The 24,950-nt window shown below is 60.1% G+C and carries 24 protein-coding genes and 1 pseudogene; 18 read left to right on the top strand and 7 right to left on the bottom strand.

The features are described from left to right. A complete protein-coding gene (gene uppI / locus PIB16_RS07335; protein WP_271045312.1) occupies positions 1-1,071 on the bottom strand; it encodes a polysaccharide biosynthesis UDP-hexose transferase UppI in 1,071 nt (356 codons plus the stop codon). 177 nt (positions 1,072-1,248) lie between these two features. On the opposite strand from uppI, the gene uppH reads away from it, so the two are divergent. Both uppH and uppJ read left to right on the top strand, forming a co-directional pair. Next, entirely contained in the window at positions 1,249-2,160 is a 912-nt protein-coding gene (gene uppH, locus PIB16_RS07330; protein ID WP_271045311.1) for a polysaccharide biosynthesis endo-1,4-beta-xylanase UppH, read from the top strand. An 8-nt stretch (positions 2,161-2,168) separates the two neighbouring features. Continuing rightward, positions 2,169-3,113, top strand: coding sequence for a polysaccharide biosynthesis UDP-hexose transferase UppJ (gene uppJ / locus PIB16_RS07325; RefSeq protein ID WP_125145492.1), 945 nt, complete (start codon positions 2,169-2,171; stop codon positions 3,111-3,113). Between the two features lie 17 nt (positions 3,114-3,130). Here the strand turns inward: uppJ and PIB16_RS07320 are convergent, their stop codons facing one another. Together PIB16_RS07320 and uppL are read right to left on the bottom strand one after the other, a co-directional pair. Next, positions 3,131-3,379, bottom strand: a complete 249-nt coding sequence (locus PIB16_RS07320) for a hypothetical protein (protein ID WP_271045310.1) — start codon at positions 3,377-3,379, stop codon at positions 3,131-3,133. A 190-nt stretch (positions 3,380-3,569) separates the two neighbouring features. Then, positions 3,570-4,370 carry a polysaccharide biosynthesis UDP-hexose transferase UppL gene (gene uppL / locus PIB16_RS07315; RefSeq protein WP_271045481.1) on the bottom strand — a complete coding sequence of 267 codons (801 nt, stop codon included), beginning with the start codon at positions 4,368-4,370 and terminating at the stop codon, positions 3,570-3,572. Between the two features lie 245 nt (positions 4,371-4,615). Between uppL and PIB16_RS07310 the strand changes: the two genes are divergently transcribed. Beyond that, on the top strand, positions 4,616-4,825 hold the full coding sequence (locus PIB16_RS07310; RefSeq protein ID WP_003509414.1) for a hypothetical protein: 210 nt from the start codon (positions 4,616-4,618) through the stop codon (positions 4,823-4,825). 22 nt (positions 4,826-4,847) lie between these two features. On the opposite strand, the gene uppM is transcribed toward PIB16_RS07310, so the two are convergent. Next, positions 4,848-6,470, bottom strand: coding sequence for a polysaccharide biosynthesis protein UppM (gene uppM / locus PIB16_RS07305; RefSeq protein WP_271045309.1), 1,623 nt, complete (start codon positions 6,468-6,470; stop codon positions 4,848-4,850). A 257-nt stretch (positions 6,471-6,727) separates the two neighbouring features. Here uppM and uppO point away from each other — a divergent pair, with 257 nt between their 5' ends. The 5 genes from uppO (at position 6,728) to PIB16_RS07280 (ending at position 9,728) form a co-directional block, all read left to right on the top strand. After that, positions 6,728-8,143 (top strand): polysaccharide biosynthesis phosphomannomutase UppO, encoded by a 1,416-nt coding sequence (uppO, locus tag PIB16_RS07300; RefSeq protein ID WP_271045308.1) that lies wholly within the window; start codon positions 6,728-6,730, stop codon positions 8,141-8,143. 38 nt (positions 8,144-8,181) lie between these two features. After that, complete coding sequence (locus PIB16_RS07295; RefSeq protein WP_003520575.1) at positions 8,182-8,478, top strand: nucleotidyltransferase family protein; 297 nt, start codon at positions 8,182-8,184, stop codon at positions 8,476-8,478. Continuing rightward, entirely contained in the window at positions 8,478-8,831 is a 354-nt protein-coding gene (locus PIB16_RS07290) for a HepT-like ribonuclease domain-containing protein (RefSeq protein WP_174036381.1), read from the top strand. The genes PIB16_RS07295 and PIB16_RS07290 overlap by 1 nt, the downstream gene beginning before the upstream one ends. Positions 8,832-8,934: 103 nt before the next feature. Further along, on the top strand, positions 8,935-9,336 hold the full coding sequence (locus PIB16_RS07285; protein WP_125145488.1) for a group II truncated hemoglobin: 402 nt from the start codon (positions 8,935-8,937) through the stop codon (positions 9,334-9,336). Next, positions 9,333-9,728 (top strand): DUF423 domain-containing protein, encoded by a 396-nt coding sequence (locus tag PIB16_RS07280; RefSeq protein WP_185740780.1) that lies wholly within the window; start codon positions 9,333-9,335, stop codon positions 9,726-9,728. Before PIB16_RS07285 ends, PIB16_RS07280 begins: the two co-directional genes overlap by 4 nt. Positions 9,729-9,833: 105 nt before the next feature. Here the strand turns inward: PIB16_RS07280 and PIB16_RS07275 are convergent, their stop codons facing one another. From PIB16_RS07275 to rutR, 3 genes and pseudogenes are all read right to left on the bottom strand, one after another. Beyond that, complete coding sequence (locus tag PIB16_RS07275; RefSeq protein WP_020813661.1) at positions 9,834-10,124, bottom strand: hypothetical protein; 291 nt, start codon at positions 10,122-10,124, stop codon at positions 9,834-9,836. Beyond that, positions 10,105-10,428 (bottom strand): annotated as a pseudogene (locus tag PIB16_RS07270) (DUF2325 domain-containing protein); the annotation flags it as partial. The gene PIB16_RS07275 and the pseudogene PIB16_RS07270, both read right to left, overlap by 20 nt. A 354-nt stretch (positions 10,429-10,782) precedes the next feature. Then, a complete protein-coding gene (gene rutR, locus PIB16_RS07265; protein WP_003520582.1) occupies positions 10,783-11,424 on the bottom strand; it encodes an HTH-type transcriptional regulator RutR in 642 nt (213 codons plus the stop codon). A gap of 259 nt (positions 11,425-11,683) precedes the next feature. Here rutR and PIB16_RS07260 point away from each other — a divergent pair, with 259 nt between their 5' ends. The 10 genes from PIB16_RS07260 to PIB16_RS07210 all read left to right on the top strand — a co-directional run bounded on the left by PIB16_RS07260 (position 11,684) and on the right by PIB16_RS07210 (position 24,678). Further along, complete coding sequence (locus PIB16_RS07260) at positions 11,684-12,931, top strand: Zn-dependent hydrolase (protein ID WP_271045307.1); 1,248 nt, start codon at positions 11,684-11,686, stop codon at positions 12,929-12,931. 2 nt (positions 12,932-12,933) lie between these two features. Beyond that, positions 12,934-13,914 (top strand): hypothetical protein, encoded by a 981-nt coding sequence (locus tag PIB16_RS07255; RefSeq protein WP_271045306.1) that lies wholly within the window; start codon positions 12,934-12,936, stop codon positions 13,912-13,914. Positions 13,915-13,928: 14 nt separating this feature from the next. Beyond that, positions 13,929-15,386: a dihydropyrimidinase gene (hydA, locus tag PIB16_RS07250; protein ID WP_271045305.1), complete on the top strand. Its 1,458-nt coding sequence runs from the start codon at positions 13,929-13,931 to the stop codon at positions 15,384-15,386. Continuing rightward, positions 15,383-15,826 (top strand): NUDIX hydrolase, encoded by a 444-nt coding sequence (locus PIB16_RS07245; RefSeq protein WP_020813657.1) that lies wholly within the window; start codon positions 15,383-15,385, stop codon positions 15,824-15,826. The genes hydA and PIB16_RS07245 overlap by 4 nt, the downstream gene beginning before the upstream one ends. Continuing rightward, a complete protein-coding gene (locus tag PIB16_RS07240; protein ID WP_271045304.1) occupies positions 15,823-16,617 on the top strand; it encodes an ABC transporter ATP-binding protein in 795 nt (264 codons plus the stop codon). The genes PIB16_RS07245 and PIB16_RS07240 overlap by 4 nt, the downstream gene beginning before the upstream one ends. A gap of 234 nt (positions 16,618-16,851) precedes the next feature. Continuing rightward, complete coding sequence (locus PIB16_RS07230; RefSeq protein WP_059754454.1) at positions 16,852-17,727, top strand: ABC transporter permease; 876 nt, start codon at positions 16,852-16,854, stop codon at positions 17,725-17,727. After that, on the top strand, positions 17,724-18,596 hold the full coding sequence (locus PIB16_RS07225; RefSeq protein WP_080851011.1) for an ABC transporter permease: 873 nt from the start codon (positions 17,724-17,726) through the stop codon (positions 18,594-18,596). The genes PIB16_RS07230 and PIB16_RS07225 overlap by 4 nt, the downstream gene beginning before the upstream one ends. A gap of 20 nt (positions 18,597-18,616) precedes the next feature. Next, a complete protein-coding gene (locus PIB16_RS07220) occupies positions 18,617-19,609 on the top strand; it encodes an ABC transporter substrate-binding protein (protein ID WP_020813653.1) in 993 nt (330 codons plus the stop codon). A 541-nt stretch (positions 19,610-20,150) separates the two neighbouring features. Then, a complete protein-coding gene (locus PIB16_RS07215; RefSeq protein WP_003520590.1) occupies positions 20,151-21,344 on the top strand; it encodes an efflux RND transporter periplasmic adaptor subunit in 1,194 nt (397 codons plus the stop codon). A 13-nt stretch (positions 21,345-21,357) separates the two neighbouring features. After that, positions 21,358-24,678, top strand: a complete 3,321-nt coding sequence (locus tag PIB16_RS07210) for an efflux RND transporter permease subunit (RefSeq protein ID WP_080851006.1) — start codon at positions 21,358-21,360, stop codon at positions 24,676-24,678. Positions 24,679-24,950 lie beyond the last annotated feature (272 nt).

The raw sequence follows: 24,950 nt of genomic DNA, 5'->3' as shown, positions 1-24,950 counted from the left end.
TCATGCACCACGGTTCCGGAATTCATTGATGATGGCCATCATGGGTTTTTCGTTGAAACTCCAGTCCAGCGGCAGCGGCCGGTTGGCGGTGCCGTCCCGGCGCGGATAGGCCCAGCGGATCCAGCTATATTGATCCGAGATGCCCCATGTGGTGATGGAGGAAAGCGCGCCGCCCGCGGAAGCCGCCTCCAGAAATTCACGGACCTGGCCGTTGATCAGCATATCGCGTTCGGCTTCCGGCGCGGGCAGCGTCTGGTCCATCACATCCAGCTCCGTTACCAGAACGGCAAGACCGTAACTGCGCATTTCCGTCGTGAAGGCGGCAAGCTCGTCCTTGGCGATCGGCCAGCCGCCGCGCAAATGCCCCTGCAGGCCGACGGCGTTGATCGGCGCGCCCTTCTCCAGCAGTTCGAGAATGAGATTGCGGAAGGCCGCGCGCTTGGCCGGCGATTTCTCGGCGGCAAATTCGACATCATATTCATTGAGCACGAGCTGCGCCTTCGGATCGACGGCGTGGGCGATCTCGAAAGCTTTCTTGATGGCGTCCGGCCCGGCGCCGTAATACCAGGCATCGCGCCGCGCGCGCACATTGCCCGGCACGTCGGGGATCGGCTCATTGACCACATCCCAGCTATGGATCACGTCCTTATAACGCTCCATCACCGTGACGATATGGGTCTCCATCAGCTTCTCGACCTTCACGCCGCCGCCGATGCTCGCAAGCCAGGGCGCGTTGGAGGCATACCAGATCAGCGGATGGCCGTGCATGGAAAGCTTGTGCTGACGGGCGAAATTGGCGATTGCATCGGCAGCGGCGAAATCGAACACCTCCGCCGAAGGCCGCAGGACCTCCCATTTCATTTCGGTAACGGGGGTGATGCGCGAGCAATATTTCACTACCGCCTCGCCGATGCGGCTATCGGCGGTGAGATCCGGCAGGTAAACAGCCGCGCCATAAGGGGCGGTTTTACTCGCCGCTTTCTTCTGCGCGGCAAAGGCCGGGCCGGCCACGGCATGCAGCAGGCCAGCGCTTGCCGCACCGCCCATAAAATTCCGCCGCCCAATCCGCATGCACCCGCCTCCGCAACCTTTACTCCCAAAACATAACATTCCGATCATAGGAAAAGGATATTAAAGATTTGCAAGGTTAACCGACGTTATACCACGTCATAATTGGCCAGACCCGCTTAATGCGGTAGTAACTTCGCTGTGCGAATTCTTGGCCCACGCCGCATGGAGTTTGAAGTCTTGGTTTCCGTTTCGATTGTCATTCCCGTTCGCAATGGCGAGCGTTACATCGTGGAAGCGATCGAAAGCGTGTTGCTGCAGGGCGAGACCATCGGCGAAGTGCTGGTGGTCGATGACGGCTCCACCGACACCACAGCACAAAAGGTGGAAGGTTTTTCCGACCCTCGCGTCAAATTGCTTGCCCGGCCACAGGGAAGGCAGGGCGTTTCCGCCGTGCGCAATTTCGGCCTGTCGCAGGCGCGCGGCGAATGGACGATGTTTCTCGACGCCGACGATCGCCTGAAACCGGGCGCCATAGCGGCCCTTTGCGCCGGCATTTCCGGGCCGGATGTCGTCGCCGTTTATGGCGATTACGAGCGCATCGATGAAAATGGCGTCAAGATCGGCCGGCGCAACCTCATTCGCCGCCGGGAAAAACCCGATGGGTTCATTCTCCAGCCGCTGCTCGGCGGCAACTTCATCGTCAATGGCGGCATCATGCTGATCAGAACCCGCATCTTTCAGGAATTCGGCGGTTTCGACGAGACTTTGCGTTATGCCGAAGACTGGTATGGCTGGTGCCGGCTCGCCGCCGCCGGCCGTTTCGTTTACCTGCCCGGCTGCCATGTGCTGGATTACCGCGTGCACAGGACGAGCGTGATGATGAACCGGCTTTTGACCTTCCGGGATTGCGAACCGGCAATCGAGGCCGTGTTTTCCGACCCGGCCATCGTCGCTGCCGTTTCGCCGCCGGAGCTGCGGCGGCTTCGCCGCCGGTCCGAAAACCATATGAATGCCTATACCGTGGCGCAGGCCTTCCGCGCCCGCCGCTACCGCGAGGCCTTTTCGGCGCTGGCCGATACCTTCCTCAACCGCCCGCGCCAGAGCCTCAGGGCCGTCGTTTTTTCCGCCGCAGCGCTTGCCGGAATTTAGGAGTTTCCATGTCCGAGATCATGCCGGAAGCGGTGGTGTGCATTCCGAGTTTCCGCCGGCCGGAAGGCCTGAAAAAGACCCTTCGGTCGCTCGCAGCCCAGAAGGTCGATTTTCCCTTCGCCATCGTCGTGGTCGATAATGACGGCGCGGGCCAGGCGGGTCTCGCGGTCGCGCGCGCCTTTTTCGCCGAAAGCGGCATGGCCGGCGAGGCATTGGTCGAACCGACGCAGGGAAATTGTTACGCCATCAACACCGCCTTCCGCACCGCCCGGCAAAACTATGCTTCGGCTGAGTGGTTCCTGATGATCGATGACGACGAGGCCGCCTCCCCCGTCTGGCTTGCCGAAATGGTTGCGGCGGCGAAATCCTTCGGCGTCGATATCGTCGGCGGCCCCGTCAACCGGGAATTCGACGCGCCGGCTTCGAAGGCGGTTCTCTCGCATCCGCTGTTCGGCTCCATCGAAGCGCCGACCGGCCCCGTCGAGCAAATCCACGGATCGGGCAACTGCCTGATCTCACGGCGGGTTTTCGAGACGCTGGCGAAACCGGAATTCGACGTGCGCTTCAACTTCCTAGGCGGCGGCGACATGGATTTCTTCACCCGCTGCCGCAAGGCCGGTTTCAAATTCGCCTGGAATGCGCAAGCGCTCATCATCGAATATGTGCCGGAAAACCGCATGGCGCCACGCTGGATCATGGAGCGCTCGCTCCGAACCGGCATCATCAATTACAGCATCGACCGTGCCCGACGCCCCGGCCTGAAGGGTGGGCTGCTGCTTGCCGCCAAAAACGCCGTCAGCCTGTGCCTGTCTCTTGTCCGCGCCGTTTCCGCCTTCGTGAAAACCGGAACCCTGCTGCCAGCAACGCATCCGCCGCTGATGTCCATCGGCCGCGTGATGGCAAGCCTCGGCATTACGCTCACGCCCTACAAGGCGCCGGCGAAGAAGAGCTGAAGCGGGATAGCTTCGGCTCAGCTAAGGGTTTTTTGCCTGCCGAGCGAGATCGTATTCGTGAACCGTTTCTGGAAACCGAACGACGACAAGGCCGTCGCAAGGACGAGGAGCGGCACGAGCACCGGCCAGAAGAAACAAAGGACAATGCCGGTGACGCGATAAAAATCCCAGTCCTTGCCGCGGCGGGCACCTTCGATATAGGTCATGGCGAGAGAGGTAACGGTGCCAATTCCATATATTAAAAGAGAAATGGACGTAATCACCATTGGTGGCCTCAATAAATCTATGATTCGAATAAATTTGTAATATTGATGCACTGTAGCGCAGATGTTCGCAGTTGCAACGGATTTCAGCGACGCAGCGCATCCATTCAATAAGTTAGAACAATCTTATATTGTCGGGCGGGAGGAGAACGCGCGCTTTATTCTTCGCGCAGCGGCAGCTTGTCGCGATGATCTAGCGGCCTTGTCCCGAAGCGCCGAACCGATACTTCAGCAGCGAATATATGGCGATAGGATTGGTCAGCAGGTAACGTTTTCCGAGCCGCTTCGGCTCGAGCATGGCCCGGTAAAGCCATTCCAGCCCCATATCCTGCATCCATTGCGGCGCCCGGCTGTTCTTGCCGGCGAGGAAATCGAAAAGGCCGCCGCAGGTCTTGATCACGGCGATGCCGGAAAGCCTGTCGAGATTGCGCGAGACGAAACGCTGCTCCAGCGGTATGCCGAAGCCAACCCAGAGAATATCCGTCCCGGATGCCGCGATATCGGCGAGGATCGCCTCTTCCTCGGCCCGGCTGAAATAACCGTTGCGCCGCCCAGCAAATACGAGGCGCGGATAAAGCCTCTGCATTTCCTCGACCGCCGCGCGGTTCACCTCTTCGGAACCGCCGAGGAAATAAAACCGGCTGCCCATCTCTTCGGCGCGCTTCGCAACGGCATGAACGAGATCCGTGGTCGCAACCCGTTCTCTCAATGCCTTCGGGCAGAATTTGCGGGAGAAGATCACCAGCGACATGCCGTCCGCATGGATCTGGTCCGCCTGCCGAAGCATGGCGTCGAATTCCCGGTCGTGATGGCAGAGCGCGATGACCTGACCGTTTGCCGATGTCGAATAAAACGGTTTTGCACCGGCCGCACGCGCCGTCGTCGCGCGCAGGATGAAATCCCGCGCGGTTTCGTCGATGGTCGCGTCGGTAATGGGTAACGCCGCAAGCGGAATAACCGGCCAGACCTGGCCAGTCCCCTCCGCATCCGGCATCTCTCTCCCTGTCATAATCTGTCCGGTGTCCAAGATAGGCATCGTTTCATTGTTATATTCACGCTTATGCTTAGGGTATAAGGCTTCAAACACTACGAAGAACTATCATTAATATTTTTATAAATCCCCGTATGCGGCGGCCATTTTACACGCCTGAAGGTTGTGCGCCACATTTTCCGCCTATTCCGGTTTTCCAGCCGATGGGTTAAGGGACGCGGAAATCAAACCACGGAAGGGCTCCGGCCATGGAAACAATCTCGATCGACAATCGCGGCGATTTCGGCCTCTGGGCGATAGAACGGGCGAAAGAAATCGTCGCCAACGAAGCGTCCGATCTTGCCATTTCGGTTCGCGACGGTGACGAAGCGGGCATTCGCGATGCCGGCAATGCGCTGGGCGCGGCCATCGCCGCAGCGCTGCTCGAGGTTTATGACGGTCTGATTTCGGAAGAATAAGGCGGCACGCAGCCGGCTTCTCTTACCGCACCGCGACATCCGCGTGATCGTCCCGGCGAAGATAACCCCAGAGGCCGAGCGCCACAGCAATTGCCAGACCAAGGAACAGGCCGCCCATGCCGCCGGCAATCAGGAACGTCAGCTTGCCCGGCGGCCAGCTTCTGGAATTGGGCGCAACCGGCTGCGAAATCACCCGTACATTGGTGGAATCGATCGACTGCTGTTCGGCCAGCTGGCGTGAGCGGGTGAGATAAGTCTCATAGATCGCCGCCGCCGAGCGGGCGTCACGATCAAGATCGCGCAGCCGCACCTGCGCCTCATTGTCGGTAAAGACATTGGCGCGTTCCGCCACCGCTTTCAGCCGCAGGGCATCGAGTGAGGAGCGCGCCTCCGCGACGTTGATCTTTGCCGCTTGAAGGATACGCCGCGCCTCATCCGCCATTCCCTGCTCCAGCATCGCCCGCTCCGCCCCTGCTGTCGCAAGCCGCGGATGGCGCGCGCCATAGGTCAGCGTCATCGCGCCGATCTGCTGTTGCAGCGTGCTGTATTGCGCGCGGATGGTATTCATCGTCTGGCTGTCGAATATGGCGTCGCTCTGGGTGCGGTTCTGCGCAATCGCCGCCTCCATCTGCTTGAGGCGCGATTCTTCCTGAATGAGGCGCTGCTGGGTCGCAAGCACCTGAGCGTTCAGCTCACCGGAAGCCAGATTGCTGACGAGCTGGCCGTTATTTTCCTGCAGGCCGTTCTCACGGCGAAAATCGGCCACGCGCTTTTCGGCGGCGGTCACATTCTCGCGCATTTCCTCGAGCCGCTTCCTGAGATCGTCAACGACGCGTTGACTGCTATCGGAGTTTGTCTGGAATAGCTCGCTTTCGAAAGCCTTCACGATGGCCTTGGAGACAGTCACGGATTTTTCGGCATCATTGGTCCAGACCGAAAGCGTCACGACAAAGGAGCGCGGGTCGCGTTCCGCCGCCACCCGATCGCCGAGCGAACGAAGCGCGCCGACCCGGTTGTCGTCATCTTCCGGTTTCGATGAGAACATCGCCTTCAGCCGGGCGAGCGGCGGCGGGCTGATGAATTCAGGATCCTGATCGAGCTTCAACTCGTCCACCACCCGCGCCAGCACGTTGCGCGAGGTGATGGTGCGCAGCTTGCTTTCCACCTCGAGGATTTGCGTGTCGCGCTGCTGGTTGGGTGAAAACACGCCGTCATTGACGACATTCAGGTTGGAGGGATTAACGACGATATCCGTATAGGCCTTGTAGCGCGGCGGCGTCATGGAGGCATAGGTCAGCGCGCCGGCGACGCAGAGAACGATTGCCAGCACGATCCAGACAATGCCTTTGCGAAGCCAGAGGATGACGTCATCCACACCGATCCTGTCGATATGTTTCAGGCCCGGCAGCGCAGTCGCCAGACTGCCGCTCGGCGAAGCCGTCTTCACCGGCGTCTCGGCCGCAGCCGGCTCGGCGACGTTTTTCGCCGGTTTCGGCTCCAGATACTCCTTCAGCACCGTGCGCTCGAAAACCTCGTCCTCATCCACCAGATCGTCCAGCAGGGAACCATGGGTTCTCGCGGCAGGCGCCGTTTTTTCATCGAGCGGACGTGCCTGCTTATGTCCCGCCTTTTGAAGCCTGTACATCAGCCAATCCAACTCGAACGAACCACAAAAAGGCCGGCAACAGAGGGTTCCCATCGTCGCCAGAGCCGCTATCGACGGACAAGTTTAAATATGACGGGTGAATTTTAGGTTACCCGCATCAGTCCCGCCATCATCGCCTATTCGCGTCCGCGTTGAAAGGGATGATTGACTTGAATGGATCGATACGGTTCTTTCAACCGTTATATTTTTGCATTATCCATTTGACCCTCAAAGATTTTATCGAAACGGAGTTTGGAATGAGCCTGAAATTTGGAACGAGCGGCCTTCGCGGCCTCTCCGTCGATCTGAAAGGAAAAGCTTCTGCCGTCTATGCCACGGCATTTGCAAGGCACCTTCTCACATCGGGCCAGGCAAAGGCGGGCGATCCCATTCTCGTCGGCCGCGATTTCCGCGATTCGAGCCCGGATGTTTCCGCCACCTGCATCGCCGCGCTCAAAAAAGCCGGCCTGACCCCGTTCGATTGCGGCACGGTGCCGACACCCGCGCTGGCGCTTTACGGCCTGACGCTCAAGGCCGGCGCGCTGATGATCACCGGCTCGCATATCCCGGCCGACCGCAACGGCATCAAGTTCTACCGCCCGGACGGCGAAATCGACAAGCAGGACGAGACGGCGATTGCCGCTCTTGCCACCGAAATCGAAGCGGAAGGCATCAGCGACGAGGCGGCGACCGCCGAGGACCATTCCGCCACCGCAGCCGAACTTTTCTACGAGCGCAACATCGCGCTGCTGCCGGAAAAAGCGCTCTCCGGCCTCAAGATCGGCGTTTACCAGCACAGCACGGTGGCGCGCGATCTCTTTGTCGACGTGCTTGCCCATTATGGTGCGGATGTCGTTCCGCTCGGCCGCTCCGAAACCTTCATCCCTGTCGATACCGAAGCGGTCTCGCCGGAAACGCTGGCCCTTCTCAAGAAATGGTCGCCGGAGCACGGTCTCGACGCCATCGTTTCCGCGGATGGCGACGGCGACCGTCCGCTGCTGACCGATGAAAACGGCGTGCCGCTGCGCGGCGACCTCATCGGCCTGATCACCGCCAATTTCCTCGGCGCCGGCGTGGTCGTCACCCCCGTCACCTCCAATTCCGGCATCGAGGCAAGCGGTTCGTTCGACGTCGTCCGCACCAAAGTCGGCTCCCCTTTCGTGATCGCGGGAATGGCTGAGGCGCTCGCCGCCGGCAAGAACGGTGTCATGGGCTTCGAGGCCAATGGCGGCCTGCTGACGGCCTCTGCCTTCACACTTAACGGTCGGGCGCTTTCGCCGCTGCCGACGCGTGACAGCTTCCTGCCGGTTCTCGCCGTGCTGCTTCTCTCGGCAGAACAGAAAAAGCCGCTGTCGCAGATCGCCGCCGCCTATAACCTGCCGGTCGCCGCCGCCGACCGTCTGGAAAATTTCGCGCAGGAAAAGAGCGCCGCCCTGATGACGCATCTGCGCGCCTCGCGCAGCAATCTCGAGGCCTTCCTCGCACCGGTCGGCACCGTGAAGGCGCTGAGCGACATCGACGGCCTGCGCGTCGCGCTCACCGATGGCAGCACCATCCATTTCCGCCCATCCGGCAACGCTCCCGAAATGCGCTGCTACGTCGAAGCCGCCAATCAGGACGAGGCCGAAACGCTTTTGAACAAGGGGCTCGATCTCATCCGCAATTTTGGGTGAGAGTGGATGCCGCATACGCGATGGTGTAAGCTGCACGCATGAAGAGAACGGACGCAATCAGGAAACTCAAGCGCCACGCCCATGCAGTGAAAAGCATGGGCGCGACGTCGCTCTATCTTTTCGGATCGACGGCCCGCGATGAGGCCCTTGCCTCCAGCGATCTGGACATCTTCATCGACTATGATCCGGGCCGCCGTTTTTCGTTGATCGATCTCGTCGGTATCAAGCAGTTTCTGGAAGAAGAATTGGCCGTGGAAGTCGACGTGACGACACGCAACAGCCTCCACCCGCTGCTCCGGAATGACATCGAGCAATCCGCCGTACGGATATTTTGATGACCAGACGTAGGGTCGGGCCGGTTCTCGCCGAAATTCTGGAGGCCATAAACGGCATTGAGACCCACACCGCAGGCCTGTCGCTCACTGATTTCCAGCAAAATTGGCTCCTCAAACTCGCCGTGCAACGCGCCCTCGAAATCGTCTCCGAGGCGTCCCGTCACCTACCCGATGACTTGCTGGAGCTTGCGCCGGACGTACCGTGGAAACAGATTCGGGGAATCGGCAATATTCTGCGTCATGAGTACCACAAGATCGCGAATGACGTCGTTTGGGCCGTGGTCACCGAACATGTGCCGCCGCTCAAAATCGCTGTGGAGGCTATCCAACGATCCGTCGAAAGTGAAAACTGAGGACTTATCAGCGCCGTGTCGCAAATGTCGCACCCCGCCCGTGCCCCGTTGCTCTTCCGGCTCCATGGAGCGATAAGGACCGGAGGGCCAAGAGAGGCGGATTATGAGCGGCGAGACCATTACCCTTTATGAAGCGATAGGTGGCGATGCGACCGTCAGGGCGCTGACCCGGCGCTTTTACGAATTGATGGATACCCTGCCGGAAGCGGCGCGCTGCCGCGCCATCCATCCCGCCGATCTTTCCGGCAGCGAGGCGAAGTTTTACGATTATCTGACGGGATATCTTGGCGGACCGCCCGTCTATGTCGAGAAACACGGCCATCCGATGTTGCGGCGGCGTCATTTCGTCGCCCCCATCGGCCCGGCAGAGCGGGATGAATGGCTGCTCTGCTTCCGCCGCGCCACGGACGAGACCATCGAAAACCCGAAGCTGCGCGAGATCATCTGGACGCCGGTGGAGCGGCTGGCCTTTCACATGCAGAACCAGGAGGCGGACAGCCAATGACCACGCAGAGCGCGACCATCGCAAGCCTGCCCCGCGAAAGATTGCGGGCCTTCATTCTGTTGCTAGGCGGCCTGCTCGGCGCGGCCGGTGTGATGCTTGCAGCCGCCGCCACCCATACCGGCGAAACCTATATGCTCGGCAATGCCTCGGCCATGGCGCTGGCGCATGCGCCGGTGCTGGTGGCGCTCCATATCGGCGCGGATCGCATCAGAACCGCCATTCCGGCAGGCCTGACCCTCGGCCTCGGCACTGCGGTCTTCGTCGGCGATCTCGTTACCCGGCATTTTTCCGGCTACAGCCTGTTTCCCTACGCCGCACCCACGGGCGGCCTCGGCATGATCGGCGGGTGGCTGGTGCTGTGCGCGGGAGCATTTCTGAAGCCGAAGGGCTAGAGCGCGTCCGGTTTAAACCGAACCGTCGGACGTGCCCTGCCTCTTTGTTTTACGCATTTTCCGGACGTAAAACCGCTTCGCACTTTGACTGGAGATGCTTCAGCTTTAGCCCTTACGCCGCGTCCAGCGAAACGAGAGGATATTGCGGCCCTCTTCGGCCGCCGCGCCGATCTCGAAGGACGGCGTTTCACCGGGCTGGCGGGTGCGCAAATAGGGAAAGGTCACAACATTGCCGCCGCTTCTGGCAAGGCGGTTGCGCCTTTCGCGTTCACCGATGATTTCATAGATATCGGTCAGGGCCGGATCGGCAGCCTGCTCGGCCATCTTGTGCAGTTCGACACGGCAGGCTTCCGCCGCCGGCTCTTCACCCTTAAAATTATTGCGCTCGTCGCTCATCGCTGGAGGTCCGTTCATTCATGGTCTGCAGCGCCCGCTCCAGACTGGATTTGCTGCCGTTGCGCAGCGGAATGAACGTCTTGCCGAATTTCTTGCAACCGGACTTCACCCGCAGACACGCATCGTGGCTGATACAGTCGATCGGGCAGAAAACGCAGTCGACGGAGGGAAGCACGGTATCGATGCGGGAGACGGCTTCACGCAGGCCGCCATCGTGATGAATGAGCTCCGCGCCGAAATTGCTGGCGATCTGGCGAAGATGAGCAACCTGACAGTCACGGCCGCCGACATAAAGAAAGCTTTTGGGACCGGAAAGCTGCTGTTCGGCCACATCCCGCTCGGTCTGGGGAACGCCCTTGCCCTGCTTGCCGCCACGTTCGGCCTTCTTCTTTTCCTTGCGTGCCATTCCCTCACCTGCCGGTTGATTTTTCAATGCCCCGGACGTTCGGGATGCCGGCACCATAATAAAGATGAGTTTTGGAGTAAAGTATAAAGGTGATAATTTTCCTCATGTTTCGGCATAAAGAATCGATTGCTTAGAGCATTTCCAGGAAAAGTGGACCCGGTTTTCCGTCCGGAAATGCGCCAAAACAAAGAGTTAGAGTGTTTTCGCGATTCGAAGAACGCGAAAACACTCTAGGCGCGAGAACGGTTCCCTTCAGCCGTTTATCCGCAATCCGCCCATGAAAAGCTGCTCCAAATGCCGGGCCGCATCCTCGAAACGGCCCTCGCCGCCATTCTTCTCGCCCAGCACCGCCCGCACCTGCACATCGAAATCCGCATAATGCTGGGTGGTCGACCAGATGGAAAAAATGAGGTGATAAGGATCGCATTTGGCCATCCGTCCGGCCTTCACCCAGGCGCGGATCACCTCGGCCTTTTCATCCACCAGTTGTTTCAGCGGCCCCTTCAGCTCATCCTCGATATGCGGCGCGCCCTGTAGGATTTCATTGGCGAACAGGCGGCTTTCACGCGGGAAATCGCGCGACATTTCCAGCTTGCGACGAATATAGGAGCGAATCTCGCTTTCAGGATTGCCCTCGGCATCGAAAGCGCGCAGCGGGTCGAGCCATGTGTCCAGCACCCGCTCGATCAGCGCGCGATGCATCGCCTCTTTGGTGCGGAAATAATAAAGCACGTTCGGTTTCGACATGCCGGCCGCCTCGGCAATCTGATCGATGGTGGAACCGCGAAACCCGTTTGTGGAAAAAACACTGAGCGCGGCTTCAAGAATCGCTTCCTGCTTTTCTTCCTGAATGCGGGTCCGCTTCTGTGTTTTCGCTGCGCGCGGTATGGCCATTCTCAGCTCTCTGTTTCTTTTCCATGCAATTGCCGTTACAGTATGCTTAAAAAATAATCTACGCGTACAGTTTAGGCAAAATTACTGCGATTCGTCACGAAATCCCTTGCTGACGCCACCGCGAATTTGCAATGTTTACCAGCCGGTCAATTTATCCCCCATCGCCATCACAAGGCAATGGCTGTTATCTTAACCGGCAAAAAAGGGAACGGCACAAGCTTTGCTTCGATAAAAACAAAACAGGTGAGGACGACACTTTATGGCGGCGGGTAAGAACTTGACGGTCAATGGCGACCGTCTGTGGGACAGTCTGATGGATATGGCGAAGATTGGCCCCGGCATTGCCGGCGGCAATAATCGCCGCACGCTGACGGATGAGGATGCGGAAGGCCGCCGCCTCTTTCAGCGCTGGTGCGAAGCGGCGGGCCTGACGATGGGCGTCGACCGCATGGGCACCATGTTCGCCACCCGCCCCGGCGAGGATCCGGATGCGCTTCCCGTTTATATCGGCAGCCACCTCGACACCCAGCCGACCGGCGGCAAGTTCGATGGCGTGCTCGGCGTGCTGGCCGGGCTGGAGGTGGTGCGCAGCCTGAATGACTTGAACATCAAAACCAGACACCCGATCACCGTCACCAACTGGTCAAACGAGGAAGGCGCGCGCTTTGCCCCGGCCATGCTGGCCTCCGGCGTCTTCGCCGGCATTCACGATCTCGATTATGCCTATGGCCGCACCGATACCGACGGCAAGACCTATGGCGAAGAGCTGAAGCGCATCGGCTGGCTGGGCGAGGAAGAGGTGGGCGCGCGCAAAATGCACGCTTATTTCGAATATCACATCGAACAGGGGCCGATCCTGGAAGCGGAAAGCAAACAAATCGGCGTGGTCACCCATTGCCAGGGCCTGTGGTGGCTGGAAGTGACGCTGACCGGCAAGGAAGCCCACACCGGCTCCACCCCGATGGCCATGCGCGTCAATGCCGGCCTTGCCACCGCCCGCATTCTCGAAAAGGTGCAGGAGGTGGCCATGGCTCACCAGCCCGGCGCCGTCGCCGGCGTTGGCCAGATGATCTTCACGCCCAATTCCCGCAATGTGCTGCCCGGCAAGGTGGTCTTCACCATCGACCTCAGAACCCCCTCACAGGCGAAACTCGACAGCATGCGCGCCATCTTCGAGCGCGAGGTGCCGCAGATCGCCGAAGAACTCGGCGTCGGCTGCTCAATCGAGGCCATCGGCCATTTCGATCCCGTCACCTTCGACCCCGTTCTGGTCGGCCGCGTGCGCTCTGCCGCCGAAAAACTCGGCTACAGCCACATGGATATCATCTCCGGCGCCGGCCACGATGCCTGCTGGACGGCAAGGGTCGCCCCCTCCACCATGATCTTCTGCCCTTGCGTGGACGGGCTTTCCCACAATGAGGCCGAGGAGATTTCGCCGGAATGGGCAGCCGCCGGCTGCGATGTGCTGCTGCATGCAGTGCTGGAGACTGCGGAGATCGCGGAATAACGATGGACCTAGGCACCATAATCGCAGGAATGACTCTTCTGTCAGGCGTTCTGGCGTTCTTCTACAAGAAGGATGGCGCTGTAGACAAAGTTGGTGGCGTGGGCGTTCTACTGATTATGCTCATTATAGTAACTGGTAGCGTCAACATCTTCATCAGCCGGGAAACGGCCTATCAGGCAGATCAGGCGAAGAGGGAGACGGAAACGCTCAAAACTGAAAACCGACGAGCGCAAACCACCATTCAGCTACAGTATCTGGATATAGAAAAGCCTTTTGACGGCGGACATATCTCCTTCTCGGTCTTCGAGAAAAGCGACGACTTTCCTGACAGGCAAGCGCACCCACTCGGAGAGCAAAACCTGATCATATTCCGTAACCCAGCGAACGATGGCCCAATCGGCAAACTATGGTTGGATGCGGCAGACATGGGGTTTACGAGCGCGGAACTGGTAAAGGAGAAAGGCAGAATAAAAGTCACGCAGGAAGGCTCAAAGCGAGGAACATTCGTCTACGATCTCGAAGAAGGAAACAACTGCGCGATGGCCGGAGAATGCCCGAAACAATTGGGGCGGGACGATTATCTCTTCTTTACAGAGGCACTGGCCGGGATCGACGGTGATTTTCATATCGGATTGAACATTCCGGACTTCGTCGAGCAACCTGCCCTAATGTCAGTTTCAAAAATTTTACAAAACCCGGTGATCGGTTATTTCAAGACAAACATTGAGTATAAAATTAATGTTGAAAAATTTGAGAAATATTATTCGGATAATATAAATGGGAAAATCTACCTCACGCAGTCCAACGCCAAAAACTCTTCTCTTGCCAATTGCAAGAGAACAGCCACACTTCCTATTAAAATCGAGAAAATCGAAAAAACCGAACAAGATATAGATGCAGCCTGCGCGGGGCCAGGAACATGCTTCCGGATGATTCATGAGAGTAATTTTACAATAAACGCTTGTCAGATCTCAGAATTCTAGCAGGGAACGGGCCTATGAAGAGCACACTCGTCAAAAACGGCACCATCGTCACCGCCGACCTCACCTATAAGGCCGATGTGAAGATCGAAGGCGGCAGGATCACCGAGATCGGGCCTGATCTGACCGGCGGCACGGTACTCGATGCCACCGGATGTTATGTCATGCCCGGCGGCATCGATCCGCATGTGCATCTGGAAATGCCCTTCATGGGCACCTATTCCGCCGATGATTTTGAGAGCGGCACGCGCGCGGCGCTTGCCGGCGGCACGACCATGGTGGTGGATTTCTGCCTGCCGGAGCCGGGGCAATCGCTTCTTGACGCCCTGCAGCGCTGGGACAACAAGGCGACGCGCGCCAGTTGCGATTATTCCTTCCACATGGCCGTCACCTGGTGGGGCGAGCAGGTCTTCGATGAGATGAAGACGGTGGTTCGGGAAAAAGGCATCAACTCCTTCAAGCACTTCATGGCCTATAAGGGCGCTTTAATGGTGAATGACGACGAGATGTTCGCCTCCTTCTCGCGCTGCGCCGAACTGGGCGCCATTCCCTTCGTGCATGCGGAAAACGGCGATATCGTCGCGCAGATGCAGGAAAAGCTGATGGCGGAAGGCAATGTCGGACCGGAGGCGCATGCCTATTCCCGCCCGCCCTCGGTGGAAGGCGAGGCCACCAACCGCGCCATCATCATCGCCGATATGGCGGGTGCGCCGCTTTATGTCGTCCACACCTCCTGTGAGCAGGCGCATGAAGCCATCCGCCGCGCCCGGCAAAATGGCATGCGGGTCTATGGCGAACCGCTGATCCAGCACCTGATCCTCGATGAAAGCGAATATGCCAATGCCGACTGGGATCACGCCGCCCGCCGGGTGATGTCGCCGCCCTTCCGCAACCGGCAGCATCAGGACAGCCTCTGGGCGGGCCTCGCCTCCGGCTCGCTGCAATGCGTGGCGACCGACCATTGCGCCTTCACCACCGAACAGAAACGCTTTGGTCTTGGCGATTTCCGAAGGATTCCGAACGGCACCGGCGGGCTGGAAGATCGCATGCCGCTGCTCTGGACCCATGGCGTGGCGACCGGCCGCCTGACGATGAACGAATTCGTCGCCGTCACCTCCACCAACATCGCCAAGATTCTGAACATCTACCCCAGAAAGGGCGCGATCCTCGTCGGCAGCGATGCCGATATCGTCGTCTGGGATCCGGCGCTGGAAAAGACCATCAGCGCGGCGAGCCAGCAATCGGCCATCGATTACAACGTGTTCGAAGGCCAGAAGGTCAAAGGCCTGCCGCGCTACACCCTGTCGCGCGGTCTCGTCAGCATCGAGGAGGCCACCATCGAAACGCAGCCGGGCCACGGCCAGTTCATTGCCCGAGATGCTTATCCAGCCGTCAGCCGGGCGCTTTCCACCTGGAAGGAACTCGTCGCGCCGCGCAGGGTGGAACGCAGCGGCATTCCGGCATCGGGTGTATGACCGTGAGCGCCGGGCCGAAACGCGAAATCGTCATCGCCGCAGCCGTTCTCCTCAATGAGCGGCGGCAGATGCTGGTCGTGCGCAAGCGCGGCACCACGCAATTCATGCAGCCGGGCGGCAAGATCGATCCAGGCGAAACGCCGGAACAGGCGCTTCACCGCGAACTTGCCGAGGAAATCGGCCTGACGCTGCCCGAAAATGCCGCCCGTTATGAAGGCGTCTTTCGCGAGGAGGCCGCCAATGAGACGGGGGCGGACGTCGTCGCCCATACATTCATCGCGAGGCTTCATGCCGATGTCGCCCCGCAGGCGGAAATAGAGGAAGTGCGCTGGCTCGATCTCGACGGCCACACCGGCGTAACGATCGCAAGGCTTACGGAAACCCAAATGCTGCCGCTGGCGCGCGCGGCCCTGACGGAAAGCGAAACCAAGCCCAGATGAACCAGGCCTCCCCCTATTCCGTCGTTTCCGCCAGAAATCTCGGCCTCACTTTCGAAACGGGCGATGGCCCGGTACACGCACTCTCCAATGTCGACCTGGAGGTCGGCAAAGGCGATTTCGTCTCCTTCATCGGCCCTTCCGGCTGCGGCAAGACCACCTTCCTGCGGGTCATCGCCGATCTGGAAAAACACACATCCGGCGACATCACCGTCAACGGCACGACGCCGGAAAACGCCCGCCGGGACCGCTCTTACGGTTACGTTTTTCAGGCCGCCGCCCTTTATCCGTGGCGCAGCATCGAAAAGAACATTGCGCTGCCGCTCGAAATCATGGGCTATACCAAGGCCGAGCAGCGAGAGCGCATCGAGCGCACGCTCGATCTCGTCAATCTCAACGGTTTCGGCAAGAAATATCCCTGGCAGCTTTCCGGCGGCATGCAGCAGCGCGCCTCCATTGCCCGTGCTCTCGCCTTCGATGCCGACCTGCTGTTGATGGACGAGCCCTTCGGCGCACTGGATGAGATCGTGCGCGATCACCTCAACGAACAGCTTCTGAAACTCTGGGATGCGACCGGCAAGACAATTTGCTTCGTCACCCATTCCATTCCGGAAGCGGTCTATCTCTCGACCAAGATCGTCGTCATGTCGCCGCGGCCGGGCCGGGTGACCGATGTAATCGAATCCACTTTGCCGCGTGAAAGGCCGCTGGACATCAGGGAGACGCCGGAGTTTCTGGCGATTGCGCATCGGGTGCGTGAGGGGTTGAAGGCGGGGCATAGCTATGAGGGGTGAGGTTAGCGCCAGCATTACCCCCCTCTGCCCTGCCGGGCATCTCCCCCTCAAGGGGGGAGATCGGCAAGAGGCGCGACCACCGCTTCATTCGCAAACGTTAAGACGTGCGAGACCTCACCACGAGTCGATCTCCCCCCTTGAGGGGGAGATGCCCGGCAGGGCAGAGGGGGGTAAGCCACACCCACAAGGCACCGCTAAACCCCACCCGCGGCAAAAGCGAGGGAGCGAAAACCCATGACCCTCCTCCGCCACCGCATCCTCCCCATCCTCACCGTCCTCCTCGCCATCCTCATCCTCTGGCACCTCGCGGTCGTCTACCTCAACATGCCCTTCGCCCGCGACCAGGCCACCCGCGCCGGTCAAACACCTGGCTTCTTCGAACTCCTGCCGCAAACCTTCGCGCAGGAGCGCCCGGTTCTCCCCGCCCCGCACCAGATTGCCGCCGAACTGTGGGACACCACGGTCAACAAGGCCATCACCTCCAAGCGCAGCCTCATTTACCACGCCGGCGTTACGCTCTCGGCCACGCTGCTCGGTTTCGCCATCGGTGCGGTACTCGGCATCCTGCTTGCCGTCGCCATCGTGCATAACCGCGCCATGGACCGCTCCGTCATGCCGTGGATCATCGCCAGCCAGACCATCCCCATCCTTGCCGTCGCGCCGATGATTATCGTCGTGTTGAATTCCATCGGCATTTCCGGGCTGCTGCCGAAGGCGCTGATCTCCACCTATCTTTCCTTCTTTCCCATCGTCGTCGGCATGGTGAAGGGTCTCCGAAGCCCGGAGACGATCCAGCTCGACCTGATGCACACCTATAATGCCTCGCCCGGCCAGATATTCTGGAAGCTGCGCTGGCCCGCAGCGCTGCCCTATCTCTTCACCTCGCTGAAGATCGCCGTCGCCATTGCGCTGGTCGGCGCCATCGTCGGTGAATTGCCGACAGGCGCCGTTGCCGGGCTCGGCGCGCGCCTGCTTTCCGGTTCCTATTACGGCCAGACGGTGCAGATATGGGCGGCGCTGTTCATGGCCGCCGGTGTGGCTGCGCTGCTGGTATCCATCATCGGCATCGCCCATGCCGCCGTCCTCAAGAGAATGGGAGCCCGGCCATGACCCATCCCGGCTGGTTTTTCGGCGCGATCCTGTTCTGGCTTGCCGCCTGGGCCTTCAACGAATGGCTGGTGCGCCGCCACGTCTCCACGCCAGCGGCAAAACGCATCGGCCGCATCGCCGTGCCGCTCCTCTTCGGGCTGGCCATCCTCGCGCTCTGGGAAGGCGTGGTGCGCGGTTTTTCCGTGCCGCCCATTCTGCTGCCGGCTCCGAGCGCTATCCTTGCACGGCTCGCCGGCTCCCTGCCGATACTCTGGGCCGATTTCCGCCAGACCTTCATCAAATCGGTACTGACGGGTTATGTGCTCGGCTGCGGCCTCGGCTTTGCCGTCGCCATCCTCATCGACCGCTCGCCTTTCCTCCAGCGCGGGCTGCTGCCCATCGGCAATTTCGTCTCGGCTCTGCCGGTCGTCGGCATTGCCCCGATCATGGTCATGTGGTTCGGCTTCGACTGGCAGTCGAAAGTCGCCGTCGTTGTCATCATGACCTTCTTCCCCATGCTGGTGAACACAGTTCAGGGGCTTGCCGCTTCCAGCCACATGGAACGCGACCTGATGCGCACCTATGCCGCCGGCTGGTGGCAGACGTTGCTGAAGCTGCGCCTGCCCGCCGCCTGGCCGTTCATCTTCAACGCGTTGAAGATCAATTCCACGCTGGCGCTGATCGGCGCCATCGTCGCGGAATTCTTCGGCACGCCCATCGTCGGCATGGGTTTCCGCATCTCGGCGGAAATGGGCCGCAGCAATGTCGATATGGTCTGGGCCGAAATCGCGGTCGCAGCACTCGCCGGCTCCGGCTTTTATGGTCTCGTGGCGCTCGCAGAGCGGGCCGTCACCTTCTGGCATCCGTCCGTCCGTGGGGGACGAACGTAATAACGAAAAAGGGAACAGCGATGAAAATGAAACTTGCATCCATGCTTCTTGCCGGCGCGTCACTCCTGACCGCATTCGGAGCGCAGGCCGCCGACAAGATCACCCTGCAGCTGAAATGGGTCACCCAGGCGCAGTTCGCCGGATATTACGTCGCCAAGGACAAGGGTTTTTACGAAGCCGAAGGCCTCGATGTCGACATCAAGCCCGGCGGCCCGGACATTGCACCCGCGCAGGTTCTGGCCGGCGGCGGTGCTGATGTCATCGTCGACTGGATGCCATCCGCACTCGCCACCCGCGAAAAGGGCGTGCCGCTGGTCAATATCGCCCAGCCGTTCAAATCGTCAGGCATGATGCTGACCTGCCTGAAAGAAACCGGCATCACCAAGCCGGAGGATTTCAAGGGCAAGACGCTGGGCGTCTGGTTCTTCGGCAATGAATACCCGTTCCTGTCGTGGATGGCGCATCTGAAAATCCCGACAACCGGCGGCGCCGATGGCGTGACTGTTCTCAAACAGGGCTTCAATGTCGATCCGCTGCTGCAAAAGCAGGCCGCCTGCATTTCCACCATGACCTATAATGAATATTGGCAGGTCATCGATGCCGGCATCAAGCCGGAGGAACTCGTCACCTTCAAATACGAGGCGGAAGGCGTGGCGACGCTGGAAGACGGGCTTTACGTTCTGGAAGACAAGCTGAAGGACGCCAAGTTCAAGGAAGACATGGTCAAATTCGTCCGCGCTTCCATGAAGGGCTGGAAATGGGCGGAAGAAAACCCTGACGACGCCGCCGATATCGTTCTCGAAAACGACGCCTCCGGCGCCCAGACCGAAAAACACCAGAAGCGCATGATGGGCGAAGTGGCAAAACTGACCGCCGGTTCGAAGGGCGCGCTCGATAAGGCGGACTATGACCGCACGGTCAAGACGCTGCTGGGCGGCGGTTCCGACCCGGTCATTACCAAGGAACCGACAGGCGCCTACACTACCGAAATCACCGATGCGGCGCTGAAATAATTCGAAGTGACGCCTAAATAATGGAGCGCGCGGGAGGTCCGCGCGTTCTGATTTATGATTGGTACCAGGGCGACAACTCTCTCGACGTTATCCTTGGGCTTGTCCCAAGGATCTAACCACGCCAACAAAATCACAACGTTGCAGATCCTCGGCACAAGGCCGAGAATCGCTTAACTCGATTTCCCATCTGGCGTCGATCTTCTTTTGGAGGCTTTGCCGAAATGCGCCTATTTCGCTGGTAACCCATTTGACGAATTACAATATCCCGACCTATACAAAAATGTATATCAACCATCGCGGCTATGCGGATTGATTTGTACGACAACAAGAATTACAGTCCCGCCCACAAGACTGCCAAATTTGATCTTGTAAAATAAGCACAGGGCAAAGGTGCTTAAGATTCGCGTTGAGGGGCGTTTGAATCGGGAGGATCGAAAAGGAAGTATTGTGATCCCTTGTTTCACATTCGCTATCGCATGACCTTCTAATTGAGCCCTGGGGCTGCAGGACATGTGATCGGATATTGCGCGAGCCAAGACACATGCAGCATAAAGTCACGTTTAACCGCTTTGTATTCCTTCTTCTTTCCGCAACGGCGCTTCCCCTCTCCGCAGCAGCCGAGGGAGAGGCGCAGGCGCCGGTCAAACAGCAGAACCTGCCCTCCATCATCGTCGCCCATGCGGCAAAACGCGATCTCGTGGACCGCATCATCGCCACCGGCACGATCCGCCCCGTGGACGAGATTTACGTCCAGCCGCTGGTCGACGGCCTGTCGATCGACACGCTGAATGCCGATATCGGCGACCGGGTGGAAGCGAATGCGGTTCTGGCCGTGCTGTCCTCCGACAGCCTCGTGCTGCAAAAGAGCCAGCTTGAGGCCAACAAGGCCAAGGCTGAAGCCTCCGTCACCCAGTCGAAAGCGCAGGTGCTAGAAGCGCAGGCCAATCTCAATGACGCCCTTCGCCAGCGTGACCGCGCCGCCAAGCTCGGCCAGAGCGGCTCCGGCTCCGTCTCCGAAACGGAAAAGACCGAAGCGGCCGCTCAGGTGGCGCAGGCCCGCCTCGATGCGGCCAAACAGGCCGTTTCCGCCGGCGAAGCCGACATCAAGGTCGTCGACGCGCAGATCGACGACATCGATCTGAAGCTGACGCGCACCGGCGTGAAAACCCCGGTCGCCGGCATCGTATCCGCCAAGAACGCCAAGGTCGGCGCAATCGCCAGCGGTGCGGGCAATCCGCTGTTCACCGTCATCAAGGACGGCGCGATAGAACTCGTCGCCGATCTCTCCGAGACCGATATCCAGAAGGTCAAGGCAGGCCAGAAAGCCTATTTGACGGTTGCCGGCGGAGCTGAGAAAATAGAAGGCAAGGTGCGCCTCGTTTCACCCACCGTCGACCCGACGACGCGCCTCGGCTCCGTGCATGTGGTTCTGCCGACCGACAGCCCGGCGCGTTCCGGCATGTATGCCAGCGCGGCGATCATCGTCGAGGAGACGAATGCGCTCGCTTTGCCGCTGTCGGCCGTCACCTCCGGGCGTGAAGGCTCGACCACCCGCAAGGTGGAAGGCGACGTCGTCAAGCAGGTGAAGATCGAGACCGGCATCGAAGACGGCGGTTTTATCGAGATTGTCAGCGGTCTTGCCGCTGGAGACAAGGTTGTCGAGAAAGCTGGAGCATTCGTGCGCGATGGTGACCGGATAAGACCGGTGGAAGCCCAGACGGCTGCGTCCAACTGACTGAGGGAATGAGATGAACTTTTCCGCATGGTCAATCCGTAACCCGATTGCGCCGCTGCTCGGCTTCGCGCTTTTGATGATCCTCGGCATGCAGGCGTTCAACACCCTGCCCATCACCCGTTTTCCGAATATCGACGTTCCCGTCGTGGCCGTCACGGTCACCCAGAGCGGCGCTTCGCCGTCCGAGCTGGAAATGCAGGTGACGAAGGAGATCGAAGACGCCGTCGCCGCCATCAGCGGCGTCGACGAAATCCAGTCCACCGTGGTCGACGGACAGTCAACGACAACGGTTGTCTTCCGCATCGAAAAGCCGACGGAAGAGGCGGTTCAAGACACCAAGGACGCCATCGACAAGATCCGCAGCGATCTGCCCGCCGATATCGAAGTGCCCGTCGTCAGCAAGATCGACGTCGAGGGACAGGCGATCCAGACCTTTGCCGTCTCTTCGCCCAACATGACGCTGGAAGAACTGTCCTGGTTCGTGGATGACACGATCAAGCGTTCGCTCCAGGGCCAGTCCGGCATCGGCAAGGTCGACCGTTACGGCGGCGCGGACCGCGAGGTGCGCGTGTCGCTGAGCCCCGAAAAGCTCGACGCCTATGGCATCACCGCCACCGAGGTGAACAGCCAGCTGCGCGGCACCAATATCGATCTCGGTTCCGGCCGCGGCCAGGTCGGCGGCAACGAGCAGACCATCCGCACGCTCGGCGACACGCGCGATGTGAGCCAGCTCGCCAACACCACGATTGCGCTTTCCAACGGCCGCTTCGTCAAGCTTTCCGAGCTCGGCACGGTCACCGACACTTATCAGGAACAGAAATCCTTCTCGCGCTTCAACGGCAACCCCGCCGTCACCTTCGCGGTGTTCCGCTCCAAGGGCGCGAGCGAGGTCTCGGTCGCCGAAACTGTGGCGGCAAGCCTCGATGAGGTGCGCAAGAATCATCCGGATGTGTCGATCGAAATGGTCGATGACGCCGTCTATTTCACCTATGGCAACTACAAGGCCGCGCTCGACACGCTGATCGAAGGCGCGATCCTCGCCGTCATCGTCGTCCTGCTCTTCCTGCGCAACTGGCGCGCAACCCTGATTGCCGCCGTAGCCTTGCCGCTTTCCGCGATCCCGACCTTCTGGATCATGGATATCATGGGCTTCTCGCTCAACCTCGTCAGCTTCCTCGCCCTGACGCTCGCCACGGGTATTCTCGTCGACGACGCCATCGTGGAAATCGAGAACATCGCCCGCCATATCAAGATGGGCAAGACGCCCTATCGGGCGGCGCTGGAAGCGGCGGATGAAATCGGCCTTGCCGTCATCGCCACCAGCTTCACCATCATCGCGGTCTTCGTGCCGGTGTCGTTCATGCCCGGCATTCCCGGCCAGTACTTCATCCAGTTCGGCCTCACCGTCGCCTTCTCGGTGTTCTTCTCGCTCGCCGTGGCCCGTCTCATCACACCCTTGATGGCGGCCTATCTGATGCGCGCCGAAGATGCGATGGACGATCACCACGACAATGACAGCCGGCTGATGAAGGCCTATACGCGCATGGTAACCGCCACCACCCGCAAGTGGTGGGCGCGCTATCTGACGCTGCTCGGCGCCATCGGCTTCCTCGTCGCTTCCGTCATTCTGCTTGCCGGCGTTCCGGGCAGCTTCCTGCCGCCGGACGACGCCTCACGCGTGACGCTTTCGGTGGAACTGCCGCCCAATGCGACGCTCGACGAAACCGACCGCACGACGACGCAGATTTATCATGCCCTGCGTGACATCAACGGCGTCGAAAGCGTCTTCATCCTCGGCGGCGCTTCGCCCAAGGGCGATCTGGAGCTCCGCCGCGCCACCGTCAACGTCATCCTCCAGCACATCGACCATTCGCTGCTCAAGCTGGTGGTCAACAAGGGGCTGGGCTCCATTCCGCTCATCGGCCAATACTTGCCGAAGGTGGAGGAAAAGGGCCGCATACGTCCGCAATGGGATGTGGAACGGGATATTTTCGCGCAGGTGCGCGGCATTCCGGATGTCCGCATCATCAAGCTGAACGACCGTGCGGAACGCGAGCTCTCCTTCAACTTCCTCTCGACGAACGAGAAGGACCTGAACGACGCCGTCGGTATTCTCGAAAGCCGCCTGCGCGCCTCGCCCATCCTTGCCAATGTCAGCTCGGAAGGTGCGTTGCCCCGCCCCGAACTGCAGATTCGCCCGCGCAAGGATGAGATCGCCCGCCTCGGCATCACGCCGCAGCAGATTTCGCAGACCGTGCGTGTCGCCACCATCGGCGATATCGATGCGCAGCTGACGAAGATTTCGCTGGATGACCGGCAGATTCCGATCCGCGTGCAGGCCTCGCTCGATACCCGCCGCGATCTCGCCACCATCCGCGCGCTGAAGATAAAGACTGCCTCAGGGTCGCTGGTGCCGCTCTATAGCGTTGCCGATATCGACTATTCGGAAGGCCCAAGCTCGATCAAGCGCAACGACCGCAACCGCGTCGTCTCCATCGGCTCCGACGTGCCCTTCGGCACGGCGCTCGATACATCGACGGCCGAGTTCAAGCGCATCGTGTCGGAAACCGACCTGCCGGCGAGCGTGCGCCTCGCCGAAAGCGGCGACGCCAAGGTGCAGGGCGAAATGCAGCAGGGCTTCGTCAACGCCATGCTGCTCGGCCTGATGCTGGTGCTGGTCGTGCTCATCCTGCTGTTCAAGGATGTCATCCAGCCCTTCACCATCCTGTTCTCGCTGCCGCTTGCCATCGGCGGCGTGGCGGTCGCACTCATCATCACGCAGAACGCGCTGTCCATGCCCGTTCTCATCGGCATCCTGATGCTGATGGGCATCGTGACGAAGAACGCCATCCTGCTGGTGGATTTCGCCATCGAAATGCGCCGCCACGGTATGGAACGGGTGCATGCCATGGTGGAGGCCGGCCGCAAGCGCGCCCGCCCGATCATCATGACCTCCATCGCCATGTCGGCGGGCATGTTGCCCTCCGCGCTCGGCGTCGGCGAAGGCGGTTCGTTCCGCGCGCCGATGGCGATTGCGGTGATCGGCGGCATCATCGTCTCGACGGTGCTGTCCCTCATCGTGGTGCCGGCCTTCTTCCTCATCATGGACGACCTGTCGCGCCTGCTCGCCCACCTCTTCGGCCGCTTCGTCGGCAAGAAGGAAGAGGAGGAAGAGGCCCTCTCCAACGAGAAACTCTCGGAGATCGCCCGCGAAAACAGCCTGGCGCTCTCCTCGCTGGAGGCACGCGTCGCTAGCATGGAAAAGGGCACCGGCGACAAGGCCGCGGACAAGGGCAGCAACATATTGCGGCTACCGCCGCTCGCTGCGGAGTGAAGCTTGCAGAATAACGATTGAGATGCCGGGCCCTGTGCCCGGCGTTTCTTTTGGGGGTGTTTAAGGGGCAAAACGTCGCCACCTGTTTCTTCTCCCAGAGGGGGAGAAGGTGGCCCGAAGGATCGGATGAGGGGGCTAGCGCTCGATCTATCTCTGGCCTTGCCCCCTTGTAACTTGATTTCGCCGCGCTGTGCTATTGTCGCTTGTGCGGTGGCGGATGGAAGACCGATCCCCCCTGGGGACATTGATCCCGTGGATGAGCCCGGGTCTCC

The sequence above is a fragment of the Agrobacterium sp. ST15.13.015 genome (genome assembly GCF_027871645.1).
In the GTDB taxonomy this organism is placed as follows: Bacteria; Pseudomonadota; Alphaproteobacteria; order Rhizobiales; family Rhizobiaceae; genus Agrobacterium; species Agrobacterium leguminum.
This window is presented reverse-complemented; position numbering and strand designations above follow the sequence as displayed.

What these genes read in the sequence shown, in the direction of transcription:
- PIB16_RS07210 (WP_080851006.1), top strand. Translation starts at nt 21,358, where the DNA reads ATGAACTTTTCCGCATGGTCAATCCGTAACCCGATTGCGCCGCTGCTC.
- uppJ (WP_125145492.1), top strand. Translation starts at nt 2,169, where the DNA reads ATGTCCGAGATCATGCCGGAAGCGGTGGTGTGCATTCCGAGTTTCCGC.
- uppI (WP_271045312.1), bottom strand. Translation starts at nt 1,071, where the DNA reads ATGCGGATTGGGCGGCGGAATTTTATGGGCGGTGCGGCAAGCGCTGGC.
- PIB16_RS07275 (WP_020813661.1), bottom strand. Translation starts at nt 10,124, where the DNA reads ATGAGCGACGAGCGCAATAATTTTAAGGGTGAAGAGCCGGCGGCGGAA.
- PIB16_RS07285 (WP_125145488.1), top strand. Translation starts at nt 8,935, where the DNA reads ATGAGCGGCGAGACCATTACCCTTTATGAAGCGATAGGTGGCGATGCG.
- PIB16_RS07230 (WP_059754454.1), top strand. Translation starts at nt 16,852, where the DNA reads ATGACCCTCCTCCGCCACCGCATCCTCCCCATCCTCACCGTCCTCCTC.
- PIB16_RS07280 (WP_185740780.1), top strand. Translation starts at nt 9,333, where the DNA reads ATGACCACGCAGAGCGCGACCATCGCAAGCCTGCCCCGCGAAAGATTG.
- PIB16_RS07225 (WP_080851011.1), top strand. Translation starts at nt 17,724, where the DNA reads ATGACCCATCCCGGCTGGTTTTTCGGCGCGATCCTGTTCTGGCTTGCC.
- hydA (WP_271045305.1), top strand. Translation starts at nt 13,929, where the DNA reads ATGAAGAGCACACTCGTCAAAAACGGCACCATCGTCACCGCCGACCTC.
- PIB16_RS07220 (WP_020813653.1), top strand. Translation starts at nt 18,617, where the DNA reads ATGAAAATGAAACTTGCATCCATGCTTCTTGCCGGCGCGTCACTCCTG.
- rutR (WP_003520582.1), bottom strand. Translation starts at nt 11,424, where the DNA reads ATGGCCATACCGCGCGCAGCGAAAACACAGAAGCGGACCCGCATTCAG.
- PIB16_RS07255 (WP_271045306.1), top strand. Translation starts at nt 12,934, where the DNA reads ATGGACCTAGGCACCATAATCGCAGGAATGACTCTTCTGTCAGGCGTT.
- PIB16_RS07320 (WP_271045310.1), bottom strand. Translation starts at nt 3,379, where the DNA reads ATGGTGATTACGTCCATTTCTCTTTTAATATATGGAATTGGCACCGTT.
- uppL (WP_271045481.1), bottom strand. Translation starts at nt 4,370, where the DNA reads ATGCCGGATGCGGAGGGGACTGGCCAGGTCTGGCCGGTTATTCCGCTT.
- PIB16_RS07260 (WP_271045307.1), top strand. Translation starts at nt 11,684, where the DNA reads ATGGCGGCGGGTAAGAACTTGACGGTCAATGGCGACCGTCTGTGGGAC.
- PIB16_RS07215 (WP_003520590.1), top strand. Translation starts at nt 20,151, where the DNA reads ATGCAGCATAAAGTCACGTTTAACCGCTTTGTATTCCTTCTTCTTTCC.
- PIB16_RS07295 (WP_003520575.1), top strand. Translation starts at nt 8,182, where the DNA reads ATGAAGAGAACGGACGCAATCAGGAAACTCAAGCGCCACGCCCATGCA.
- PIB16_RS07240 (WP_271045304.1), top strand. Translation starts at nt 15,823, where the DNA reads ATGAACCAGGCCTCCCCCTATTCCGTCGTTTCCGCCAGAAATCTCGGC.
- PIB16_RS07310 (WP_003509414.1), top strand. Translation starts at nt 4,616, where the DNA reads ATGGAAACAATCTCGATCGACAATCGCGGCGATTTCGGCCTCTGGGCG.
- PIB16_RS07245 (WP_020813657.1), top strand. Translation starts at nt 15,383, where the DNA reads ATGACCGTGAGCGCCGGGCCGAAACGCGAAATCGTCATCGCCGCAGCC.
- uppM (WP_271045309.1), bottom strand. Translation starts at nt 6,470, where the DNA reads ATGTACAGGCTTCAAAAGGCGGGACATAAGCAGGCACGTCCGCTCGAT.
- uppO (WP_271045308.1), top strand. Translation starts at nt 6,728, where the DNA reads ATGAGCCTGAAATTTGGAACGAGCGGCCTTCGCGGCCTCTCCGTCGAT.
- PIB16_RS07290 (WP_174036381.1), top strand. Translation starts at nt 8,478, where the DNA reads ATGACCAGACGTAGGGTCGGGCCGGTTCTCGCCGAAATTCTGGAGGCC.